The organism is Rhizobium sp. ERR 1071 (assembly GCF_007828675.1).
In the GTDB taxonomy this organism is placed as follows: Bacteria; Pseudomonadota; Alphaproteobacteria; order Rhizobiales; family Rhizobiaceae; genus Rhizobium; species Rhizobium dioscoreae.
Genome location: NZ_VITM01000002.1, coordinates 764,245 through 783,663, shown reverse-complemented (window position 1 = coordinate 783,663; position 19,419 = coordinate 764,245). Strand labels below are relative to the sequence as shown.

The 19,419-nt window shown below is 59.6% G+C and carries 17 protein-coding genes and 1 other RNA gene; 5 read left to right on the top strand and 13 right to left on the bottom strand.

From position 1 onward, the window contains the following. Positions 1-5 precede the first annotated feature (5 nt). From mraY to FBZ99_RS09065, 12 genes are all read right to left on the bottom strand, one after another. Entirely contained in the window at positions 6-1,127 is a 1,122-nt protein-coding gene (mraY, locus tag FBZ99_RS09120; protein ID WP_113351963.1) for a phospho-N-acetylmuramoyl-pentapeptide-transferase, read from the bottom strand. A gap of 11 nt (positions 1,128-1,138) precedes the next feature. Then, on the bottom strand, positions 1,139-2,599 hold the full coding sequence (locus FBZ99_RS09115; protein WP_113351962.1) for a UDP-N-acetylmuramoylalanyl-D-glutamyl-2,6-diaminopimelate--D-alanyl-D-alanine ligase: 1,461 nt from the start codon (positions 2,597-2,599) through the stop codon (positions 1,139-1,141). Then, positions 2,596-4,059 (bottom strand): UDP-N-acetylmuramoyl-L-alanyl-D-glutamate--2,6-diaminopimelate ligase, encoded by a 1,464-nt coding sequence (locus tag FBZ99_RS09110; RefSeq protein ID WP_113351961.1) that lies wholly within the window; start codon positions 4,057-4,059, stop codon positions 2,596-2,598. Before FBZ99_RS09110 ends, FBZ99_RS09115 begins: the two co-directional genes overlap by 4 nt. A gap of 66 nt (positions 4,060-4,125) precedes the next feature. After that, positions 4,126-5,880 carry a peptidoglycan D,D-transpeptidase FtsI family protein gene (locus FBZ99_RS09105; protein WP_113351960.1) on the bottom strand — a complete coding sequence of 585 codons (1,755 nt, stop codon included), beginning with the start codon at positions 5,878-5,880 and terminating at the stop codon, positions 4,126-4,128. Then, on the bottom strand, positions 5,880-6,401 hold the full coding sequence (ftsL, locus tag FBZ99_RS09100; RefSeq protein ID WP_113332903.1) for a cell division protein FtsL: 522 nt from the start codon (positions 6,399-6,401) through the stop codon (positions 5,880-5,882). The genes FBZ99_RS09105 and ftsL overlap by 1 nt, the downstream gene beginning before the upstream one ends. Position 6,402: 1 nt before the next feature. Then, entirely contained in the window at positions 6,403-7,428 is a 1,026-nt protein-coding gene (gene rsmH / locus FBZ99_RS09095; RefSeq protein ID WP_113351959.1) for a 16S rRNA (cytosine(1402)-N(4))-methyltransferase RsmH, read from the bottom strand. 14 nt (positions 7,429-7,442) lie between these two features. Then, positions 7,443-7,883 (bottom strand): division/cell wall cluster transcriptional repressor MraZ, encoded by a 441-nt coding sequence (gene mraZ / locus FBZ99_RS09090; protein ID WP_233788704.1) that lies wholly within the window; start codon positions 7,881-7,883, stop codon positions 7,443-7,445. A gap of 430 nt (positions 7,884-8,313) precedes the next feature. Then, an RNA gene (rnpB, locus tag FBZ99_RS09085) (RNase P RNA component class A) lies at positions 8,314-8,713 on the bottom strand. A gap of 67 nt (positions 8,714-8,780) precedes the next feature. Continuing rightward, a complete protein-coding gene (locus FBZ99_RS09080; RefSeq protein WP_113352052.1) occupies positions 8,781-9,974 on the bottom strand; it encodes an NAD(P)/FAD-dependent oxidoreductase in 1,194 nt (397 codons plus the stop codon). 78 nt (positions 9,975-10,052) lie between these two features. Next, on the bottom strand, positions 10,053-10,610 hold the full coding sequence (locus tag FBZ99_RS09075) for a lytic transglycosylase domain-containing protein (protein WP_069612544.1): 558 nt from the start codon (positions 10,608-10,610) through the stop codon (positions 10,053-10,055). A gap of 267 nt (positions 10,611-10,877) precedes the next feature. After that, positions 10,878-11,639, bottom strand: a complete 762-nt coding sequence (locus tag FBZ99_RS09070) for an N-acetylmuramoyl-L-alanine amidase (RefSeq protein WP_113351957.1) — start codon at positions 11,637-11,639, stop codon at positions 10,878-10,880. Beyond that, on the bottom strand, positions 11,636-12,346 hold the full coding sequence (locus FBZ99_RS09065) for a J domain-containing protein (protein WP_113332898.1): 711 nt from the start codon (positions 12,344-12,346) through the stop codon (positions 11,636-11,638). The genes FBZ99_RS09070 and FBZ99_RS09065 overlap by 4 nt, the downstream gene beginning before the upstream one ends. 273 nt (positions 12,347-12,619) lie before the next feature. On the opposite strand from FBZ99_RS09065, the gene FBZ99_RS09060 reads away from it, so the two are divergent. From FBZ99_RS09060 to FBZ99_RS09050, 3 genes are all read left to right on the top strand, one after another. Further along, positions 12,620-13,831, top strand: coding sequence for a pyrophosphate--fructose-6-phosphate 1-phosphotransferase (locus FBZ99_RS09060; RefSeq protein WP_113332897.1), 1,212 nt, complete (start codon positions 12,620-12,622; stop codon positions 13,829-13,831). A gap of 120 nt (positions 13,832-13,951) precedes the next feature. Continuing rightward, positions 13,952-14,587, top strand: coding sequence for a LysE family translocator (locus FBZ99_RS09055; protein WP_069612548.1), 636 nt, complete (start codon positions 13,952-13,954; stop codon positions 14,585-14,587). A gap of 134 nt (positions 14,588-14,721) precedes the next feature. After that, entirely contained in the window at positions 14,722-15,885 is a 1,164-nt protein-coding gene (locus FBZ99_RS09050) for a lytic transglycosylase domain-containing protein (protein ID WP_113351956.1), read from the top strand. Between the two features lie 28 nt (positions 15,886-15,913). On the opposite strand, the gene FBZ99_RS09045 is transcribed toward FBZ99_RS09050, so the two are convergent. Next, positions 15,914-17,302 (bottom strand): serine hydrolase domain-containing protein, encoded by a 1,389-nt coding sequence (locus FBZ99_RS09045; RefSeq protein WP_113351955.1) that lies wholly within the window; start codon positions 17,300-17,302, stop codon positions 15,914-15,916. 194 nt (positions 17,303-17,496) lie between these two features. Here FBZ99_RS09045 and FBZ99_RS09040 point away from each other — a divergent pair, with 194 nt between their 5' ends. Both FBZ99_RS09040 and FBZ99_RS09035 read left to right on the top strand, forming a co-directional pair. Continuing rightward, complete coding sequence (locus FBZ99_RS09040; RefSeq protein ID WP_113351954.1) at positions 17,497-18,744, top strand: DUF3419 family protein; 1,248 nt, start codon at positions 17,497-17,499, stop codon at positions 18,742-18,744. Continuing rightward, positions 18,741-19,415, top strand: coding sequence for a class I SAM-dependent methyltransferase (locus tag FBZ99_RS09035; protein WP_113351953.1), 675 nt, complete (start codon positions 18,741-18,743; stop codon positions 19,413-19,415). The genes FBZ99_RS09040 and FBZ99_RS09035 overlap by 4 nt, the downstream gene beginning before the upstream one ends. The last annotated feature ends 4 nt before the right edge of the window (positions 19,416-19,419 follow it).

The window sequence follows — 19,419 nt, the reverse complement described above, 5'->3', positions numbered from 1 at the left end:
ACGCCTCACCGCAGCTTCAGGGTGGAAAGGCCGATCATCGCGAGAATGACGGCGACGATCCAGAAACGCACGACGACCTGGCTCTCCGTCCAGCCCTTCTTTTCGAAGTGATGGTGGATCGGCGCCATCAGGAAGACGCGACGCTTCGTCATCTTGAAGAAGCCGACTTGAATGATGACGGAAAGCGCCTCAAGCACGAAGAGACCGCCGATGATCGCCATGACGATCTCGTGTTTGGTGGCGACGGCAACGGAGCCGATCATGCCGCCGAGAGCCAGCGAACCAGTATCGCCCATGAAGATTGCGGCTGGCGGCGCGTTGAACCAGAGGAAACCGAGGCCGGCGCCGATGACAGCACCAAGGACGACAGCCAGTTCGCCCGTTCCAGGCACGAAATTGATCGCGAGATAGTCTGCAAAGACGAAGTTGCCGGCGAGGTAGGCGATGATGCCGAAGGAGGCCGCGGCAATCATCACAGGCACGATCGCCAGCCCATCCAGGCCGTCCGTCAGGTTGACGGCGTTACCGGCGGCAACAATGACGAAAGCGCCAAAAAATACAAAGAACATGCCGAGATTCAGCAGCAAGTTCTTGAAGAAGGGGAAGGCGACCGACGAGCCGAAGGTGGAGCCGGCAGGACCGGAGGACAGCGCCGTCGTCATCATGAAATAGACGGCAATCGCGGCAATCACGAATTCGATGCCGAGTCGTGCGCGGCCGGAAAAGCCCTTGTCGCTCTGCTTCGTGACCTTGAGATAATCGTCGTAGAAGCCAATGGCACCGAAACCGAGCGTCACAAGCAAGGTGGCGACGACGTAGACATTGGCAAGATCAGCCCACAGCAGCGACGAGACTACGATACCCGCCAGGATCATCAGGCCGCCCATGGTCGGGGTGCCGGCCTTCTTGAAATGGGTCTGCGGACCATCAGCGCGGATCGGCTGCCCTTTGCCTTGACGCACGCGCAGGGAGGAGATGATTCGCGGCCCGAAGAGAAAAACGATCAACGCTGACGTGAACAGGGCACCGCCGGTACGGAACGTGATGTATCTGAACAGATTGAGGAATCTGAAGTGGGTACTGAAAAAATGAATATGGTCCGACAGTTCGGCAAGCCAGATCAGCATAAGAGCCCTTTCTAAAGCCCCTGATGGGTGTGGGGGCCCGTGTCGGAAAATGCGGGAAATTTGTCAAGCAAGCCCGCGACGATCTTTCCGAACCCCATTCCAAGCGACGATTTCACCATCAAGACATCGCCGGGGGCGACAGAATTGAGCGCGAATTCCGAGAGCTCCTCAGTCGTCTCGTGATATTCGACATGAACACTTTCCGGCAGCTCATCCCGCAAAGCCGCCATCTCCGGACCAGCCAGCCAGACATGCTCGATGCCAGCCGCAAGCAGCGGCCCGGCAAGGTTGGCATGCACGCGCTGGGCATAATCCCCCATTTCCAACATGTCGCCGAGCATAGCGATCCGCCTGCCCACCCGTCCGCCTGGTCCGGCATGCGGCGATGTCGTCGCCAGCAACGCGATGGCCGCGCGCATGGAGGCAGGATTGGCGTTGTAGCTTTCGTCGATCAGCGTGAAGTAGCCGTTGCCGATCGCGCGCTTGTGGCGTTGGCCCCTGCCCTTTTCCGGCTGCAGGTCGGCCAGCGCATCGACCGCTTGATCGAGATCGGCCTCCACGAGCATGACGGCGCCCAGCACGGCAAGCGCGTTTTCCGCGATATGACGACCAGGGGCGCCAAGCGCCACTTCCATGGTCTCGCCGCCGATCGTCAGCCAAAGCGTCGAATTCTCTTCCGAAGCATTGAATTCGGCGAGGCGCACATCGGCCTTCGCATGCTGGCCGAAGCTATGGATGTGCTCGATGCCGGCCGCCATGGCAGCCTTCTCCAGCATCTCGAACTGATCGTTGTCGTGATTGAGAATGGCATGACCGCCCGGCACGACACCGTCGAATATCTCCGCCTTTGCGGCAGCAATCTCGGTGATGCTGTTGAAATTGCCGAGATGGGCCGGCGCAATTGTGGTGATGATCGCGACATGCGGCTGCACCATCTTGACCAGCGGCCTAATCTCTTCGGGATGGTTCATACCGATCTCGAAAACGCCGAAATCGGTATCCTCAGGCATGCGAGCCAATGTCAGCGGCACGCCCCAATGATTGTTGAAGGAAGCAACGGAGGCATGCACCTTGCCCGAAGGCGTCAGCGCGCGGCGCAGCATCTCTTTAGTCGTCGTCTTGCCGACCGAACCGGTGACGGCGATAATCTTCGCCTGCGTGCGCTTGCGGGCGGCAACACCGAGCCGCGCAAGCGCCGCCAAGACGTCATCGACGACCACCTTCGGCACGGCCAGGCCGCCCATCGCAGGCAAGCGTGCCTCACTGATCACGATGAAAGCGGCGCCGTTCGCCATAGCGATATTGGCATAGTCATGACCATCGACGCGATCGCCCTTGATGGCGAAAAAGGCTTCGCCCGGCTTGATGGAACGACTGTCTATGGAAATGCCCGTAATGCCCTCAGGCAGCACTCCGAAAGAGCGGCCGGAGATTGCAGCGATCAGATCCTCAGTTGTCCATAGCCAGCTCAAGACTTCAAATCCTCCAATGCTTTGCGCAATTCGGCATGATCGGAGAACGGCAGCGTTACACTGCCGATCGTCTGACCTTCCTCATGCCCCTTGCCGGCAACGATCAGCGTGTCGCCGGATTTCAGTAGGCCGACAGCCTTGCGGATCGCTTCGGCGCGATCGCCGATCTCCGTCGCGCAAGCGGCAGCCGCCATGATCTCCGAGCGGATCGCCGCCGGATCCTCAGAGCGCGGGTTGTCGTCGGTGACAATGACGACATCGGCCAGACGGCAGGCGATCTCACCCATGATCGGACGCTTGCCGCGATCGCGGTCGCCGCCACAGCCGAAGAGGACGATGACCCGGCCCGTCGTAAACGGCCGCACCGAATTCAGGACGTTTTCCAGCGCATCCGGCTTGTGAGCATAGTCGACATAGGCGAGCGCGCCGTCATGCGTATGACCGACCAGCTCCAGGCGGCCGGACGCACCGACGAGCTTTTCGAGCGCTGCCATGGCAACCGGTGCGGCAACACCCGTCGAAATGGCGAGGCCGGCCGCGACCAGCGCATTGGCGATCTGGAAATCTCCGGCAAGCGGGATATGAACTTCGAAGATATCGTCGCCAACATGGACCTCGGCGATCTGCTTGTGGCGAAAATGCTCGACGCGCTTCAGCGTCAGGAAATCGCCCTTGCGCCCGACGGTGCGGACATCATGCCCAGCGTCTCTGGCGGCGGCAATCGCCTGCGCAGACCAGGCGTCATCGGCAAAGATAACAGCTGGCGAACCCTTCGGCAGCAAATCGCGGAACAGCCGCATCTTGGCCGCCATATAGTCCTCGACCGTCGGATGGTAATCCATGTGATCGCGGCCGAGATTGGTGAAGGCAGCAGCAGCAAGCTTCACGCCGTCGAGCCGGAACTGGTCGAGGCCGTGGCTGGATGCTTCCATCGCCGCATGGGTAACGCCCTCGTCCGCCAGTTCGGCCAGCAACTTGTGCAACGACACCGGATCGGGCGTCGTCAGCGCGCCATATTCGTTGCGGGTCGGTGAAACGACGCCCGTCGTGCCGATCATGGCGGCCGGATGGCCGGCATATGCCCAGATCTGGCGCGTGAAAGAAGCAACGGAGGTCTTGCCCGCAGTTCCCGTCACCGCCACCATGGTTTCCGGCTGGCGCCCGTAAAAACGGGAAGCGGCGACAGCGAGGAACCGGCGCGGCTCGTCAACCTGCAGCAGCGGCACATTACCGGCATCAGCCAAGTGACCCGCAACGATAACGGAAGCACCGCGCGAAACGGCATCGGCAATGAAACTTGCTCCATCCGCCTTCGTGCCGGCAACGGCAACAAAGGCCATGCCTGGCGCCACTTTACGGCTGTCGGCGGAGATCCCGCTTATCTCAAGATCGCCAAGCGCTCCGCCAATATGTGTGTTGAGTTCCGGAAACTCATTTCCGGCAATATCCCGCAAGTTCATCGAATGTACTTTTCGCCTTCTCGATCAGTCCGCCCCTCGCGAATCGACGTGTGTATTCTTTCACGCTTAATAAGACGCCAGCAAGGCCGAGTCATCTTTTCCAAAACTGGGCTGTACCCCGAGAATTGGCGCCGCGCGAGCGACGATGTCACGCGCGATCGGCAATGCCGTGAAGGCCGAAATCGTCCCACCGCCGCGCTCGCCGCTCTTCGGCTCATCGATGAACGTCATGACGATATATTGCGGATTGTCGATCGGAAACACGGCCATGAAGGTATTGAAGTTCAGCGTATTGGAATACCGGCCGTTGACCACCTTATCGGCCGTGCCGGTCTTGCTGCCGACATTGTAGCCGGGAACGCGGGCGTTGCGACCCGAGCCCCTGGTGCCGTTGAACTCGAGCAGGAAGCGCACGTCATCACTGGTACTCTTCTTGACGACCATCTTGGCGATGGCATCGGCCTGGTCGCGCGTGCGCGGCAGGAAGGTCGGTTCTATCAGCTTGCCGCCATTGACGAGCGCTGCTCCCGCAACGGCTGTCTGCAAGGGCGTCGTCGAGACGCCGTGGCCGAAAGAGATTGTTATAGAATTGATCTTCTTCCAGACCCGTGGCTGCGACGGCATCTTCACTTCGGGCAACTCGGTCTGCATCTTCGTGAGCAGGCCGATACGGGTAAGGAACTCCTTATGCCCCTCGATCCCGACAAGATCGGCGATCTTGGCCGTGCCGATGTTCGAGGAGTACTGGAAAATTTCGGGAACCGTCAAAACGCGCCGCTGACCGTGGAAATCCTTGATGGTAAAGCCACCGATGCGAATCGGATTGGTGGCATCGAAGGCATCACGCAACGTCACCTTGCCATCATCCAGCGCCATGGCCATAGTGAAGGTCTTGAAGGTCGACCCCATTTCGAACGTGCCATTCGTCATGCGATTGAGCCAGCCTTCCGTGGCGCCCTCGTTCGGATAGTTCGGATCGAAGTCCGGAGCCGAGGCCATACCGAGAACCTCGCCGGTGTGGACGTCGAGGACTGCGGCACCTGCGCCCTTGGCCTGGAAATTCTTGACGGCATTAACGACCGCATCGCGAACGATGCCTTGTACGCGCAGATCGATCGAAAGCTTCACCGGCTGCAGCGGCTGATCGTTGGTCATTCCCGCAGCAGCGAGGTCGGCGAGCCCCTGGTCGTCGATATATTTCTCCATGCCCGCAACGCCGCGATTGTCGATGTTGACATAGCCGAGAATATGGGGGGCAGTCGTACCGCCCGGATAAAAGCGGCGCTTCTCCGGACGAAAGCCGATGCCCGGAATGCCGAGCGCCAAAATCTGGTTCTGCTGCTTCGGCGTCAGCTGCCGACGGAGCCAGGCAAAGTGCGAGGATTTCGCCGAAAGCTTTTTGTAGGTGGATTTGGTATCGAGATCCGGCAGAACCTTGCGCAATTCCTCGACGGCTTCGTCCGCGTCGATGATCTTGTTCGGCTCGGCAAACAGCGAGACCGTGCGGATGTCGGTTGCCAGCAGGGCGCCATTACGGTCGACGATATCAGGACGCGAGGCCATCAGACGATCCGGAGGCAGAATGCTTGACGTCATCTCAGGCAATGTCATGGCGAATTGGACAAGCCGGCCGCCGATCACGCAATAGACGGCGACGAAGCTTGCGACCAAAAGGACGACGCGGCTCTTTGCCTGACTGGACTTGCGCTTGCGCGCACCCTCAAAGCTCGAACGAGAAAAGCCGTCGCTTGGGCGGTTATTGCCGTCAGTGGAGAAATGGGCCTTGCTCTTCAGGACCATGATGCGCGAAAGAAAAGACATCAGTCCCTCACCGATCCCGTTGCCATGTTGTCGACATCCGGCTTCTTGCGCTTGGCAAGAGCAGGCGGTTTCGGTCGCGGCGCCGGAGCGGCTGCGACATCGGCGATGGCCTTCCTGATCTGAGCATCCGTCGTATCGCCGTTGCTCGAGGCCACCGATGCGCCGCTCTTGGCACCGCCTGCCTTGCCGCTCTTCGGATCGTTGGAGGCCGTTACCGTCGGCGGCGGAAGCTGCGAGCGCAACATCGGCAATTCGCTCGGCTGAACGATCGCCGTCGAGAGCGTCGGCTGCAGCTGAAGTTCGCTGTTGTAGGTGTTGACGAGGCGTTCGAGCCGGTTCGGCTGAGAAACCAGTGCCCAGTCCGCCTTGAGGAGATCGATCGTATCCCTCTCTAGCTTGATTTCGGATTCGAGGCGGCGAACCTCTTCCAGCTTCAGCTCGGCACGATGCTTGATCGTATAGGTCACGCTGGCCATGGCCGTCATGACGCCGATCAGCACAATGTCAAAAGTCTTCAGCATTTTAGCCCCCAAGCTTTCCAAGACTGGCGAGACTGGGCAGATCGAAGATCGAAAGATCTGTCGCCCCTGCCGGAGCCAAGGTGCGAACCCCCGCACGCAACTTGGCCGAACGAGCGCGCGGATTGGCTTCCGCTTCGGCATCGCTCGCAGAAATCATCGATTTGCCGACCGGCTCGAAAGTGGCGGGCCGCTCATTCACGATCGGCATGTGACGCGATCCGGCAGCACGACCCGAACGGTCGGCGAAGAACTTCTTGACGATGCGATCCTCCAGCGAATGGAAGGTCACGACAACGAGGCGCCCGCCCGGCTTGAGCGCGCGCTCGGCTGCAAACAATGCCTGAGCCAGCTCACCGAGCTCGTCATTGACGAAAATCCGCAGGGCCTGAAAGACCCGCGTCGCCGGATGAATCTTGTCCTTCGCCTTTCTCGGTGTCACGACCTCGATCAACCCGGCCAGATCGCGCGTCGTCACGAAAGGCGCTTCCGCGCGCCGTTTCTCGATCGCGTGAGCGATGCGCGGCGCCTGCTTTTCCTCGCCCAGAAACACGAAGATGCGAATGAGATCAGCAAGCTTGGCGCGATTGACGACATCGGCGGCCGAGACACCGCTCGCCGACATACGCATGTCAAGCGGGCCGTTTTTGCTGAAGGAAAAACCGCGCTCGGCCTCGTCAAGCTGCATGGAGGAGACGCCGATATCGAGCACGACGCCATCGAGACCGCCTTCAGGAGCGTGCTCAGCCAGCTGAGAAAACTGCGATTGAATGAGCTTGAGATGGCCGTCATGAGCAGAAACCAGCGCCTGCCCTGCAGCAATCGCTGTCGGATCGCGATCGAGCGCGATCACATTGGCGCCAGCCTTGAGGATGGCTGAGGTATAGCCGCCAGCCCCGAACGTTCCATCGAGGATGACCTTGCCAGGCGCCGGAGCCAGCGCCTCCAACACCTCGCGAAGAAGAACCGGAATGTGACGAACCGGTCCGCCACCGGCATCAGAAGAACCTCCGCCTGAATTCGCCGCCATTCCGTTTCCCCGCTTTATTCCGAGCGCCCGCCCGCCAGCCTGCGCTCCTCTCGTGCCTGCGACTGCAAGGCCAAGAAGGCCTCCGGTCGCCACAATTGAAAATGATCCGCCCGACCGACGAAGGTTACTTCGCTTGCGATCCCGGTGAAGTCGCGAATGAAATCCGTGACCATCAGCCGCCCTTCCGCATCGAGCTTCATGAAGACCCCGCCCCCGTGAATGAGGAGCGACATCTGGTTTGCCGTCGACGAAAACGGATCGTCCGCCGCAATCTGCCGCTCGAAGCGATCGAGCAGATCGAGACCACCGACGCTGATCGCCGGAAACACAAAATCCTGAAAGCAGTACAGCTCCTGGATATTGCGCTCGGCCAACACAGAACGAAACGCCGCCGGCACGGAAACCCGCCCCTTGGAATCGATCCGGTTGGTCGCATTTGACAGGAAGCGGTTCATGACGCGAAACACCCGTCCCCCATGACCCGCAAACCGCTACTCGCTTACAGGCACAGCCAAAATCGGACACAGCTTCGCAAGCCGAAAGAGCCGACACCCCTTCGACACTCCCAGAACGGGAGCAATCATGGCTTTGCGATAATTGGGCTCTGATTTGCCCTTGTGCAGTGTTCTTTTGGGATACCATGGGACCATATGGGCGTCAATGGGATGAAGCCACGTCAGACGTGGCCGCAGCCTGAATATTCATAAGACGTTAAGTTTAACGAAAGGTTAGGATCGGCTTCAGGATACGTCCCGAAACGGATTGTTTTCACAGGTTAAAACCCTCGTCTATCGAGGGCTGAAAGCCTTGAAATGCAGGGCATTCGGCAGCTTCAAAAATTATTTGGCGGAAGCGTTGAACGCACCGCCCGAAGTAGCGCGATGATTTGCCAGTTGGCCTGTAAGCCGGGTTCTGTATGGCTCCGGCCAAGACCGGAACGTGGCAGCCATTCATCTGGGACGCCGCTTGCGCGACGCCTCGTGCAACCCACCCGGATGACCGGCCCGGAAACAGGCTGGAGCGCTTGCGCACTCCGTGTCATCCCTATTCGGTTTTGCTCCCGGTGGGGTTTTCCGTGCCGTCGCTGTTGCCAGAGACGCGGTGGGCTCTTACCCCACCCTTTCACCCTTACCCGATCCGGAGATCGGGCGGTTTGCTTTCTGTGGCACTTTCCCTGAGGTTGCCCCCGCCGGACGTTATCCGGCACCGTGTTTCCGTGGAGCCCGGACTTTCCTCACCCCATCGCCTTTCGGCATTGATGAAGCGCGGCTGCCCGGCCAACTGGCACAGGCTCATTAACCGAGACCGCCCGCAATTGCCACCGAAATATGCTGGTTTGTGAAGAGCGGATGTCAGTTGCGGAAATGCGCTGAGAAATCCGTGCTGTAGCCTTCGTCGTTGATTCGGCCTGTAAGCAGCAGTTCCGCCCCAAGCCGTCCGATTTCATCGGAACTCTTGGCGGCCGTACCGCAGCCACCCGTCAGAACCGCAACACGCAGCGAAGAGGTATAGCCGATCATGGGATAGCCCGTTGGCGAATAGGAGACGGCACAGGAATTGGTGAAAGCCGGTGGCCGCCTCAGGCCGGGAACGAGCCCATGGAATATCCGCACCAGATGCTCGCGAGCCTTGTCGCGGCCGGCGGTGCGGAACCAGGCACGTAGCTCCGCCTCGGTCGTGAATTGCAAATCATCGGGATCGCCACCGATCTTCATGTAATATTTGCCGTCCGGATAGCGGATCGGCGGCAGCATATAGATGCTGTCCAAATCATCAGCCGCCTTCGATATCAGCGATGGCATGCCGGAGAGGGCTTGGGCTTCCGCCTCGCTCACCTCGAAGAAAGTGATCGTGCGGCCATAAACCTTCATCTCAACAGGTCGCGGCAAGAGATTCTCGGCAATGGAGAAACCGCCGGCGGCGAGCAATATCTTTTCGGCGCTGAATGTATCGCCTTCCGCCGTCGTGACGACAGCAAGGCCACCCTCATCGCGGATCGACACCGCCGTCTGCTTGATGACACGCGCGCCTGCCTTTTCCGCCAGCAGGGATTGTGCCTTGACCAGCCGGCGCGGGCTGATATGGCCGGCCCCATGCGGTTCGAAGACCCCTTCGCTTCCCGATGCGAAGGAGAAGAAGGGGAACTTCACCTTGAGCTCGGCATCATCGAGGATATCGGTTTGCACGCCGAGCCGCCTGGCCGCTTCCACGACATCGCCGACATAAGCTATTTCACCGCCCCGCTCCGGCCCGACAACAAGGCAGCCGACCGGAGCATAGAATTGAATGCCGCTATCCCGTTCGATATCCGCATAGCGGCTGATCGAACGGTTTGCGAGACGGGCCCAGTTCGTGTCCGGATCGATCGTGCGGGTGATGCGGCCCTCGTCGTAATGACTGCCGAAAACACCCTGATGGCTGGCGCGATCTTCAGGTTCATCCGGCCCGATGACGGCAACGCCGTCCGTTTGGTTTGCCAGGTGACGGGCAGCGGCTGCCCCCATCATGCCCCGGCCAACGACGATGAACCTGAAATCCGCTGCCATGCTGTAACCCTCATCCATAGTCGCGATTTCGATAGCACGGAAAACGATTCCGCCCTATCCGAAATCCTGGCATGAATGTCAGTCCAGAAGGGCAAGCACCTTGCCGCAATAACGCTTCGAGATCGGGTTCATGCGCGTGGCGCCGTGGCCGGCATTGTATTTGAGGATGGTGTTGCAGGTCGGTCCGCCGCCAAGGTCCTGCGCCATGGCAAGATATTTCATGCCGAACTTGATGTTCGTTTCGGGATCGTAGAGACCCTTGGTGCGGCCGGTATAGCCCATCAGCTTGGCGGTCGCCGGCTTGATCTGCATCAGGCCGATTTCGCCTGCACTTCCACGAGTTTTCGGATTGAAATTGCTTTCGATCTGAATGACAGCAGTGGCGAGTTCAACTGCAACGCCGTTCTGCTTGGCATATTTGGCAATCAGTGCGGAATAGCGATTTTGCCGTGCGAAGGAGGTCTCGGCGTCGCGCAATTCGGCGGGAACATTGGGAACCGGAAAGCCGGTGGTGCGGCTGACGATCTTAAGAGGAACCGTTTTCTGCTTCGCATGGCGCTCGCCTGCAGAGGCAGAATCATATCCCGCCAGCAGCACGCCCACGCATGCCACAGCCGCAACAATCAAATTTTTCATGTAGTCTTTTGTCTCCAGGGGCGGGACCGCGGATAGCGCAAGCCATCACGTCCGGCTGGAGGCAAAAAGAGCCGCCGGAATGCACAGTCCCCATTAGTCGTCTACGGTCGCGCGACACACAAACCCAGACGGCGCGACCGCCGTTCAGCGAGCGTCGTTAGACCAATGCAATGCGGAGATAATAGGGAAAAGCTGTGGCGCAGCAGGGCGTTACGCGTTTTCGCATCTATAGCCGGCTATAAACACCGATGACAGAACGGAACGAATTCAGGAATAGCGCGGCAGCGCGGCCAGCAGGCGATGCAGCGTATCGATCGTCGAAAAATCGGCAATGCCGTCCACTCGCTCCTGCCGGAAATGGCGCTGGAAGGCTTCAACGTCGCCCTTCAGTTTTTCCGAGAATTCGCCATTTATTTCAGTGCTGTAGCCATAGAGCGAGAGCATCGACTGCAAGGCCTCGATCGGCTGACCGACATCGCCCTTCTGGAAGAAGCGACCGCCGGTGATCGAAGCCGGCTCAACCCAGTGCCCGACACCGGCCGCAGCCAGCCGCGCCCAGGGGAATTTCTCGCCCGGATCGACCTTACGCACAGGGGCAACATCGGAGTGTCCAAGCACCCGTTCAGGCGCGATTGCCCAGCGTTGGCCGCAATCGCGACACAGTTCGATCACCGCTTCGATCTGCGCATCGGGGAATTCAGGCAGTCCGCCGGGATGGCCGGCATTGGCGATCTCGATGCCGATCGACGATGAATTGATATCGGTCTCGCCATGCCACGAACTCTTGCCCGCATGCCACGCTCGGCGCTCTTCGGGAACAAGCTGCATGATCCGCCCGTCCTCGAAGACGAAATAATGGCTCGACACTTGGCTCTCCGGACGACAGAGCCAATCGAGAGCGCCCTCAGCCGTGCCCATACCAGTATAGTGCAGAAGGATGATATCAGGCCGACGTCCATCCCGCCTCTCGCCATGGTTCGGCGAAGGCTGCACATGGGCGCGAGCGAAATCGGCCTGGAATGCACTCATGCTGCGCGGCGTTCTTTCTCGATCTCGGCATAAGCCGCATTCAGAGCCGCCATGCGTTCGTTTGCGATGGCATGGAACTCTTCCGGCACCCCACGCGACACGAGGCGATCCGGATGGTTCTCGTAGACGAGGCCATGGTAGCGGCGGCGGATCGTCGGGAAATCGTCCTGGCGCGAGACGCCGAGCACCTTGTAGGGATCGCGGCCGCCAACATTCACATGGCGCGCCATGATCTGCTCGAACCGCTCTTCGCTCATATGGAAGATTTCGGCCACATGCTGAAGGAAATCCATTTCCTTCTCATGGATCAGGCCATCTGCCTTGGCGATATGGAAGAGACCGTCGAGTACATCTTCCAGCACGGGGCAATTCTTCGTGCAGGTCGCGCAAAGGGAGGACAGCCGCTCCGCATAGGCTTCGTAACCGGCCACGTCCTGGCGCGCCAGATTATAGAGACGGGCGACGTTTTTCGCCTGATCGGGCGGAAATTCGAAGATCTCGCGGAACGCGTTGACCTCGTTTTCCGTCACCACACCGTCTGCTTTCGCCATTTTGGCGGAAAGAGCGATTATGGCGACGGAAAATGCCACCTTGCGGCGCGTTTCCGGATCGCCTTCAAAGACGGTGCGAATAGCCTCGACCACCGCCGACAGGGCATTGCCGGCAGTGCTACCGATAGCATTCAGCAATTTTTCCCAGAACGACATGCCGGTCTCTATATCCTACTGAAACAGTAGAACACCTTGATCAAATAATGGTTGCCATTGCAAGCAGTCCATTCGTCGCAAGCCCGAAAACACTTTTCACAATTTGGTAATGATGCTGCAAATGCGAACTATCGTCCAATCGCCCCGCCCCGCTTTTGAAGACGAAACAAACCGCCGCTTTCTTAAATTCTTTACTTTACACCCTTGCCTGCCTGTCGCATCCATTCCACCGCAACCATTGAAATGAAGCAGCTTGTCTGCAAGGAGGATCCCATGGCCAAACAGAAAGTCGCAATGCTCACTGCCGGTGGATTGGCGCCCTGCCTTTCGTCTGCCGTTGGCGGGCTGATCCAGCGCTATAGCGATGTGGCGCCCGATCTCGACATCATCGCCTATCGTTCCGGCTATCAAGGGGTTCTGCTGGGTGACAGCATCGAGGTGACGCAGGCCATGCGCGAGCGCGCCTATCTGCTGCATCGCTATGGCGGCTCGCCGATCGGCAACAGCCGCGTCAAGCTCACCAACATCGCAGACTGCGTCAAGCGCGGCCTGGTCAAGGAAGGCGAAAACCCGCTGCGCGTCGCAGCCGAGCGACTGGCGTCCGACGGTGTGACCATCCTTCACACGATCGGCGGCGACGACACCAATACGACGGCGGCCGATCTTGCTGCCTATCTTGGCGCCAACGGCTATGATCTGACCGTCGTCGGCCTGCCGAAGACTGTTGATAACGACATCGTGCCGATCCGTCAGTCCCTCGGGGCCTGGACGGCCGCCGAAGTCGGCGCTCACTTCTTCGACAATGTCAGCAACGAACAGACCGCAGCGCCGAAAACGCTCGTTATTCATGAAGTGATGGGCCGCCACTGTGGCTGGCTGACGGCGGCAACCGCGCGCGCCTATATCCAGAAGAGCAGCGCGAACGAATATGTCGAAGGCTTCATGATGAACGCCGAGATGAAGGGCATCGACGGCCTCTATCTGCCGGAAATGGCATTCGATATCGAGGTGGAAGGCGAACGCCTGCGCAATATCATGGAGAAGACCGGCCAGGTGACGCTCTTCGTATCGGAAGGTGCCGGCCTCGACGCCATCGTTGCCGAACGGGAAGCCTCCGGCGAAACCGTCAAGCGCGATGCCTTCGGCCACGTAAAGATCGACACGATCAATGTCGGCGGCTGGTTCCAGAAACAGTTCGCAGCGATCATCGGCGCCGAACGCTCCATGGTACAGAAGTCGGGCTATTTCGCACGCTCCGCCCCCGCAAACGGCGAGGACCTGCGCCTGATTCAGGGCATGGTCGACCTCGCGGTGGAAAGTGCCCTCAACAAGGTGTCCGGCGTCACGGGACATGATGAAGGTCAGGGCGGTAAGCTGCGCGTCATCGAATTCCCGCGCATCAAGGGCGGCAAGGCCTTCGATATCGCCACTCCCTGGTTCGCCGAAGTCATGGACCATATCGGGCAGAAGTATTCACAAGCCTGACCGATCGGCGATCAATCGGCTTAATCGGTGGTCAATCCGCCTGATTGGCAATCAGGCGGATTGACGGATCGCAAATCCAATGTCTTTGCTGACGGCGGAAGAGGAATAGAGGAGGATTCTATGTCCATCGAAACCTGGCTCGCTTTCGCCGCCGCATCCTGCATCATGCTGGCCATACCGGGTCCGACCATTCTTCTTGTCATATCCTATGCGCTCGGCCACGGCCGCAAGACGGCCCTGGCAACGGTGACGGGCGTGACGCTTGGCGATTTCACCGCGATGACCGCATCGCTAGCCGGTCTCGGCGCCCTCCTCGCCACTTCAGCGACACTATTCACGATTCTTAAGCTGATCGGCGCAGCCTACCTCGTTTTCCTCGGAATTAAGCTCTGGAGAGCCCCGATCGTGACGGGTCCTCTGGGCGACAATGACAATCTCCCAGAGGAAAAACCGTTAAAAATTCTCTTACACGCATATGTTGTAACGGCTCTCAACCCGAAGAGCATCGTCTTTTTCATTGCATTCGTTCCGCAATTTCTCGACATGTCGAAGCCATTTCTTCAGCAAACGCTTATTCTGGAGGCAACTTTCCTCACTTTGGCGGCGCTGAACTCACTCATTTACGTGTTCGTCGCCGACCTGGCGCGCGGCTTCATTCGCAAGGCAAGCGTGCAGCGCGCCGTTAACAGAACGGGCGGAACCCTGTTGATTGCAGCCGGCGCAGTGACCGCCGGATACCGCCGGATGGCCGCCTGAGCCGGTGCAGGGTTGCGAGGCGATCACGGATAGGTTAATGGGGATTCATAATTTTATCGATCCTGCGACCGAATTTGGCGGTCCTGTGGCCGAATTGCATCGAAATTAGGTTTGGTTTTTTCGAAAGTGACAGAATGGTAACGATCGGATTTCCCAGCCTGAAGCGCAGCGTTGCCTTATCGGCAATGATGTGCGGCGCTCTCGCCGGGTGCGCAAGCACTCAGCAGCAGCAGACGTCTCAGGCAGAACTCCCGTCGGCACACGCCAACGTGCCGCATCCGAATACGACCCTGACCGCAACTGGCGCAGCAGCACCTGCAGGCGCCGCAATGGTCGCAGCAGCACCGGGCTTCATCGGCCCGCAGCAACCGCAACAAATGGCAATGGCAAAGTCCGGCCGCTTTGTTCCGGGCACTGCAAACGTGGCAGCAGCAACGGTAAGCCAGCAGCAGATGGATGCCGCACAGGGACGCTTCGGCGCGCCTGTGGCGAACGCTGCCAATCAGGGAACCGCCGCAATTGCTGCAGCAACGGGCGCGCCCGCCGGCAGCACGTCAGCCGCAGCGGCCTATGCAGCATCCGACGTGCCGCTGGTGCCTTCCGTGGTCGCGATCCCCATGCCCAATCCGGCACGTCCCGGCGATGCTGCCCTCACGCCAGTTTCCGCCTCCGTGGCTCAGAGCGAGCCGACCATTCCGATGACATCGGATGTGGCAGCCATTCAGGTTGCCGTGCCGACGCCGCGTCCGGATTCGATGGCACAGGCAGAGGTCGCCTTCGCCACGCCCGCCCAGATGGGCATTCCGCGCTATGCGGACAACCGCATGCATTATGACTTCAATTTCGACAGCAGCGGCCCGACGGTCGTTCCTGCTGTCATGACCACCACCAACACTCCCAATTACGATTCCGATGTCCCGGCGGCGGAGAAGGGCTACGTTTCGAAGCTCATTCAGAAATACGCCAAGCTTTACGAAATTCCGGAATCCCTGATCCATCGCGTCGTTCACCGCGAAAGCCGTTACAATCCGAAAGCCTATAATCGCGCCGGATATTTCGGCCTGATGCAGATCAAGTACAATACGGCCAAGTCCATGGGCTACGAAGGCCCGCCGTCCGGTCTCCTCGACGCCGAAACCAACATCAAATACGCCGCCAAATATCTGCGCGGTGCCTGGATGACGGCGGACAGCAAGGCTCAGAACAAGGAAGCCAATGCCGTGCAGCTCTATGCCCGTGGCTATTATTACGACGCCAAGCGCAAGGGCCTGACGGACGTCGCCAACGGCAATTACTGATTTTACCAAAACCTTATGAGAAGCCGGCCTAGTTCGTGGCCGGCTTTATTATATCCATGATCCGCTTCACCAGGATTTGCGGTCGATAATACGCCCAGGTCGGCGTCAACCCCATCCGCACGACAACGAGATTGGCCGACGGGACGATTGCGATCGTTTGGCCGTCGTGACCGGTCATCCAGAAGGTATCCGCAGGCAGGCCAAATTGCGCATTGGAGCCGCCGGGGCCTGCAAGCCAGGCCTGAACCTGCGAGTAAACGCCCTCGGAAGCCTTTGTCGGCGTGCGCATGGCGCCGACAAAGCCTTCCGGCAGCAGGCGATGCCCATTCCAGACCCCATCCTGCAGCAGAAAGAGACCAAAGCGCGCCCAGTCCCGGGCATTGGCATAGAGATAGGAGCTGCCGACGAAGGTGCCGCGCTCATCGGCCTCGAAAACGGCGCTGTACATGCCGAGCGGCCCGAAAAGCGCCTCGCGCGGATAGGAGATGGCAGCGCTCAGATTGGGCAGCCGGTTCATCCAGAGGCGCGAAAGCAGCGCTGCCGTACCGCTGGAATAGCTGAAACGCTCGCCGGGCGCAGCCAACTGATGCGCGTTGGCTGCGATACTGGTCACGTCCGGATCGAGATAGAGCATGCGTGTAACGTCTGATACAGTGCCATAGGATTCGTTGAAGGCAAGGCCGCTCTCCATGGCAAGAAGATCGCTGAGCTTGATATCCTTGCGTGGGTCCACGCTCCATTGCGGCAGAAGATTCTGATCGTCGAAGGACATACGCCCGGCCAGCATGAGCCGGCCGATGATGGCGGCATTGACCGTCTTGGTCATCGACCAGCCGATCAGCGGCGTTGCCTTGCTGAAGCCATCGCCATAGGACTCGGCGACAATGCGCCCGTCCTTGACGACAACGATCGCGCGCATGGCAGGCCCGGCGAGATCCAGATTCGATACGATATCGGCGAGCTTCTTCCCGACATCGCCCTGACCGAGGTTTACCGTATCCCCATCCGGCCACTCAGCGTCGCTCTTCGGCGCCTTGACCTTGTTGAGGAAGACGGCGCTGCGGGCCGCCTGCAGATCACCGTCCGGCACCAGCGCGCAGCCGAGCGCCCCCCGATAGAGCGCACGGTTCGGCGCAAACAGTCCAAGGAAGCGGGCCGTGACCACGCCCTCGTCCCGGTCGACATAGACGCGAATGAGCTTCAATGCCGGATTGCCGGGAGCCTGCACATCCTCCTCCATCACCTTGTCCGGGTCCCGTTTGGCCACGAATGTATTGGAGCAGACGATCTTTGCCGCGTAGCCATCGCCAACCTTCAGTAATTCCGGCGGGTAAAGAGAGAGCCAGACGGCCCCGCCGGCGACAATGATCAGCAGCAGAACAACCAGAGCCGCGATCACTCTCGATATCAAACGCATATTACATACCCTCCAGAAAGGTAGGCGGAGACAATCAGGAAACGCAGCAAGATGAAAGACCTATGATGGTGTCAGGGCTCCTTAAATATGTGCAAGGATGCTTTTCCGCCGGATCTGCCAACAGTCCGCGTCATCAGACTGTAGCATTGCCGGGTTAAACGCCCTGATCTTCACAAATCGGTGACAAGACTCAGATGACGGAATTCGCCCCGGATGCCGGTCTCCAAAAGAACCGGAAACTCAAGGACGCTCTGCTGCAGCACAAGGCATTGTCCAAAGCGGGTCTCTCCGAGCGCTTGTTCGGAATGCTGTTTTCTGGCCTTGTCTATCCGCAGATCTGGGAGGATCCGGATATCGATATGGAGGCGATGGAGCTGCAGGCGCATCATCGCATCGTCACCATCGGTTCGGGCGGCTGCAACATGCTCGCCTACCTCTCGCAAAATCCCGCATCCATCGATGTCGTCGATCTCAATCGCCACCACATTGCCCTGAACAAGCTGAAGCTTGCAGCCTTCCGCCTGCTTCCCGGCCATGCGGACCTGGTGCGCTTCTTCGGAACGCCCGGCATTGCGGCCAATAGCCAGGCCTACGATAAGTTCATCGCGCCTCGCCTCGACGCGGCAACGGCGGACTACTGGAATGGTCGCGATCTCTATGGCCGCCGCCGCATCACGGTCTTCAATCGCAATATCTACAAGACCGGTCTTCTCGGCCGGTTCATTGGCGCCGCCCATATACTGGCACGCCTGCACGGCGTCCGCCTCGACAAGATGACGGAAGCCCGCACGATGCGCGAGCAGCGTCAGTTCTTTGAAGAGGAGATCGCTCCGATCTTTGACAAGCGAGCGGTCCGCTGGCTGCTCGGCCGCAAGAGCTCGCTCTTCGGCCTCGGCATCCCGCCACAGCAATATGACGAACTTGCAAGCCTGGCCGGTGACGATTCCATTTCCGCCGTGCTGAAACACCGCCTGGAAAAGCTAGCCTGTCACTTCCCGATGCGTGACAACTACTTCGCCTGGCAGGCATTCTCGCGACGCTACGCTGCCCAGCACCAAGGCCCCCTGCCCACCTATCTCAAGCCGGAGCACTATGCGGCGATTCGCGCCAATGCCGATCGTGTGAGCGTCCATCACGCCAATTTCACCGAGCTTCTCGCTTCGAAGCCGGCAGCCTCGCGCGATCGCTATGTCCTGCTCGATGCGCAGGACTGGATGACCGATGAGCAGCTCAATGGCCTCTGGGCGGAGATTACCCGCACGGCGCGCGAAGACGCCCGCGTCATCTTCCGCACCGCCGCCGAAAAGAGCATCATTGAGGGCCGCCTCTCTCCAGCGATCCGCGATCAGTGGGTCTATTTCGAAGAACGCTCACAGGAACTCAACACCCGTGACCGTTCGGCCATCTACGGCGGCTTCCATATCTACGGAAAAAAAGCGTGAGCCAGGCGGATACAGGCATAGAAACCAGCGCGAACAACCACGCCAAGCTGATGGACGGCATGTACCGCTATCAGCGTCACATCTATGATCTGACCCGCAAATATTACCTGTTCGGCCGCGATCGGACCATCGAACAGCTGAATGTGCCCGTCGGTGGCTCCCTCCTGGAAGTGGGCTGCGGCACAGGCCGCAATATGCTGCTCGCCTATCGGCGCTTCCCGTCCGCTCACCTCTATGGCCTCGATATCTCGCAGGAAATGCTGATCTCGGCACGCAGTAACTTCCGTGGCCTGAAACAGATGCCGGATTTTCGCGTCGCCGACGCTACAGCCTTTTCACCCGCCGATTTCGGCACCGATGGCTTCGACCGTGTGATGATCTCCTACGCGCTCTCGATGATCCCCGACTGGACAAGGGCTATCGACGCGTCGCTCGACGCAGTCGCGCAGGGCGGCGAGCTTCACATCGTCGATTTCGGCCAGCAGGAGGGATTGCCGGGCTGGTTCCGCGCCATGCTCAAAGGCTGGCTGAAGAAATTCCACGTCACTCCGCGCGCCGATCTTCTGACGGTGCTCGAAGAGAAGGCTGCAGCGCGAGGCATGTCGGTGAAAACCGAAAGAATCGGCCGCGGTTACGCCTGGCGAGCCGTGGCGGCACGGCACGCCGCCTAAGTGC

Coding starts and splice junctions, on each gene's coding strand:
- FBZ99_RS09080 (WP_113352052.1), bottom strand. CDS start 9,974: ATGGCAGCGGATTTCAGGTTCATCGTCGTTGGCCGGGGCATGATGGGG.
- rsmH (WP_113351959.1), bottom strand. CDS start 7,428: ATGGCGGCGAATTCAGGCGGAGGTTCTTCTGATGCCGGTGGCGGACCG.
- mraY (WP_113351963.1), bottom strand. CDS start 1,127: ATGCTGATCTGGCTTGCCGAACTGTCGGACCATATTCATTTTTTCAGT.
- FBZ99_RS09045 (WP_113351955.1), bottom strand. CDS start 17,302: ATGCGTTTGATATCGAGAGTGATCGCGGCTCTGGTTGTTCTGCTGCTG.
- FBZ99_RS09055 (WP_069612548.1), top strand. CDS start 13,952: ATGTCCATCGAAACCTGGCTCGCTTTCGCCGCCGCATCCTGCATCATG.
- FBZ99_RS09065 (WP_113332898.1), bottom strand. CDS start 12,346: ATGTCGTTCTGGGAAAAATTGCTGAATGCTATCGGTAGCACTGCCGGC.
- ftsL (WP_113332903.1), bottom strand. CDS start 6,401: ATGCTGAAGACTTTTGACATTGTGCTGATCGGCGTCATGACGGCCATG.
- FBZ99_RS09070 (WP_113351957.1), bottom strand. CDS start 11,639: ATGAGTGCATTCCAGGCCGATTTCGCTCGCGCCCATGTGCAGCCTTCG.
- FBZ99_RS09050 (WP_113351956.1), top strand. CDS start 14,722: ATGGTAACGATCGGATTTCCCAGCCTGAAGCGCAGCGTTGCCTTATCG.
- mraZ (WP_233788704.1), bottom strand. CDS start 7,883: ATGAACCGCTTCCTGTCAAATGCGACCAACCGGATCGATTCCAAGGGG.
- FBZ99_RS09040 (WP_113351954.1), top strand. CDS start 17,497: ATGACGGAATTCGCCCCGGATGCCGGTCTCCAAAAGAACCGGAAACTC.
- FBZ99_RS09105 (WP_113351960.1), bottom strand. CDS start 5,880: ATGTCTTTTCTTTCGCGCATCATGGTCCTGAAGAGCAAGGCCCATTTC.
- FBZ99_RS09075 (WP_069612544.1), bottom strand. CDS start 10,610: ATGAAAAATTTGATTGTTGCGGCTGTGGCATGCGTGGGCGTGCTGCTG.
- FBZ99_RS09110 (WP_113351961.1), bottom strand. CDS start 4,059: ATGAACTTGCGGGATATTGCCGGAAATGAGTTTCCGGAACTCAACACA.
- FBZ99_RS09060 (WP_113332897.1), top strand. CDS start 12,620: ATGGCCAAACAGAAAGTCGCAATGCTCACTGCCGGTGGATTGGCGCCC.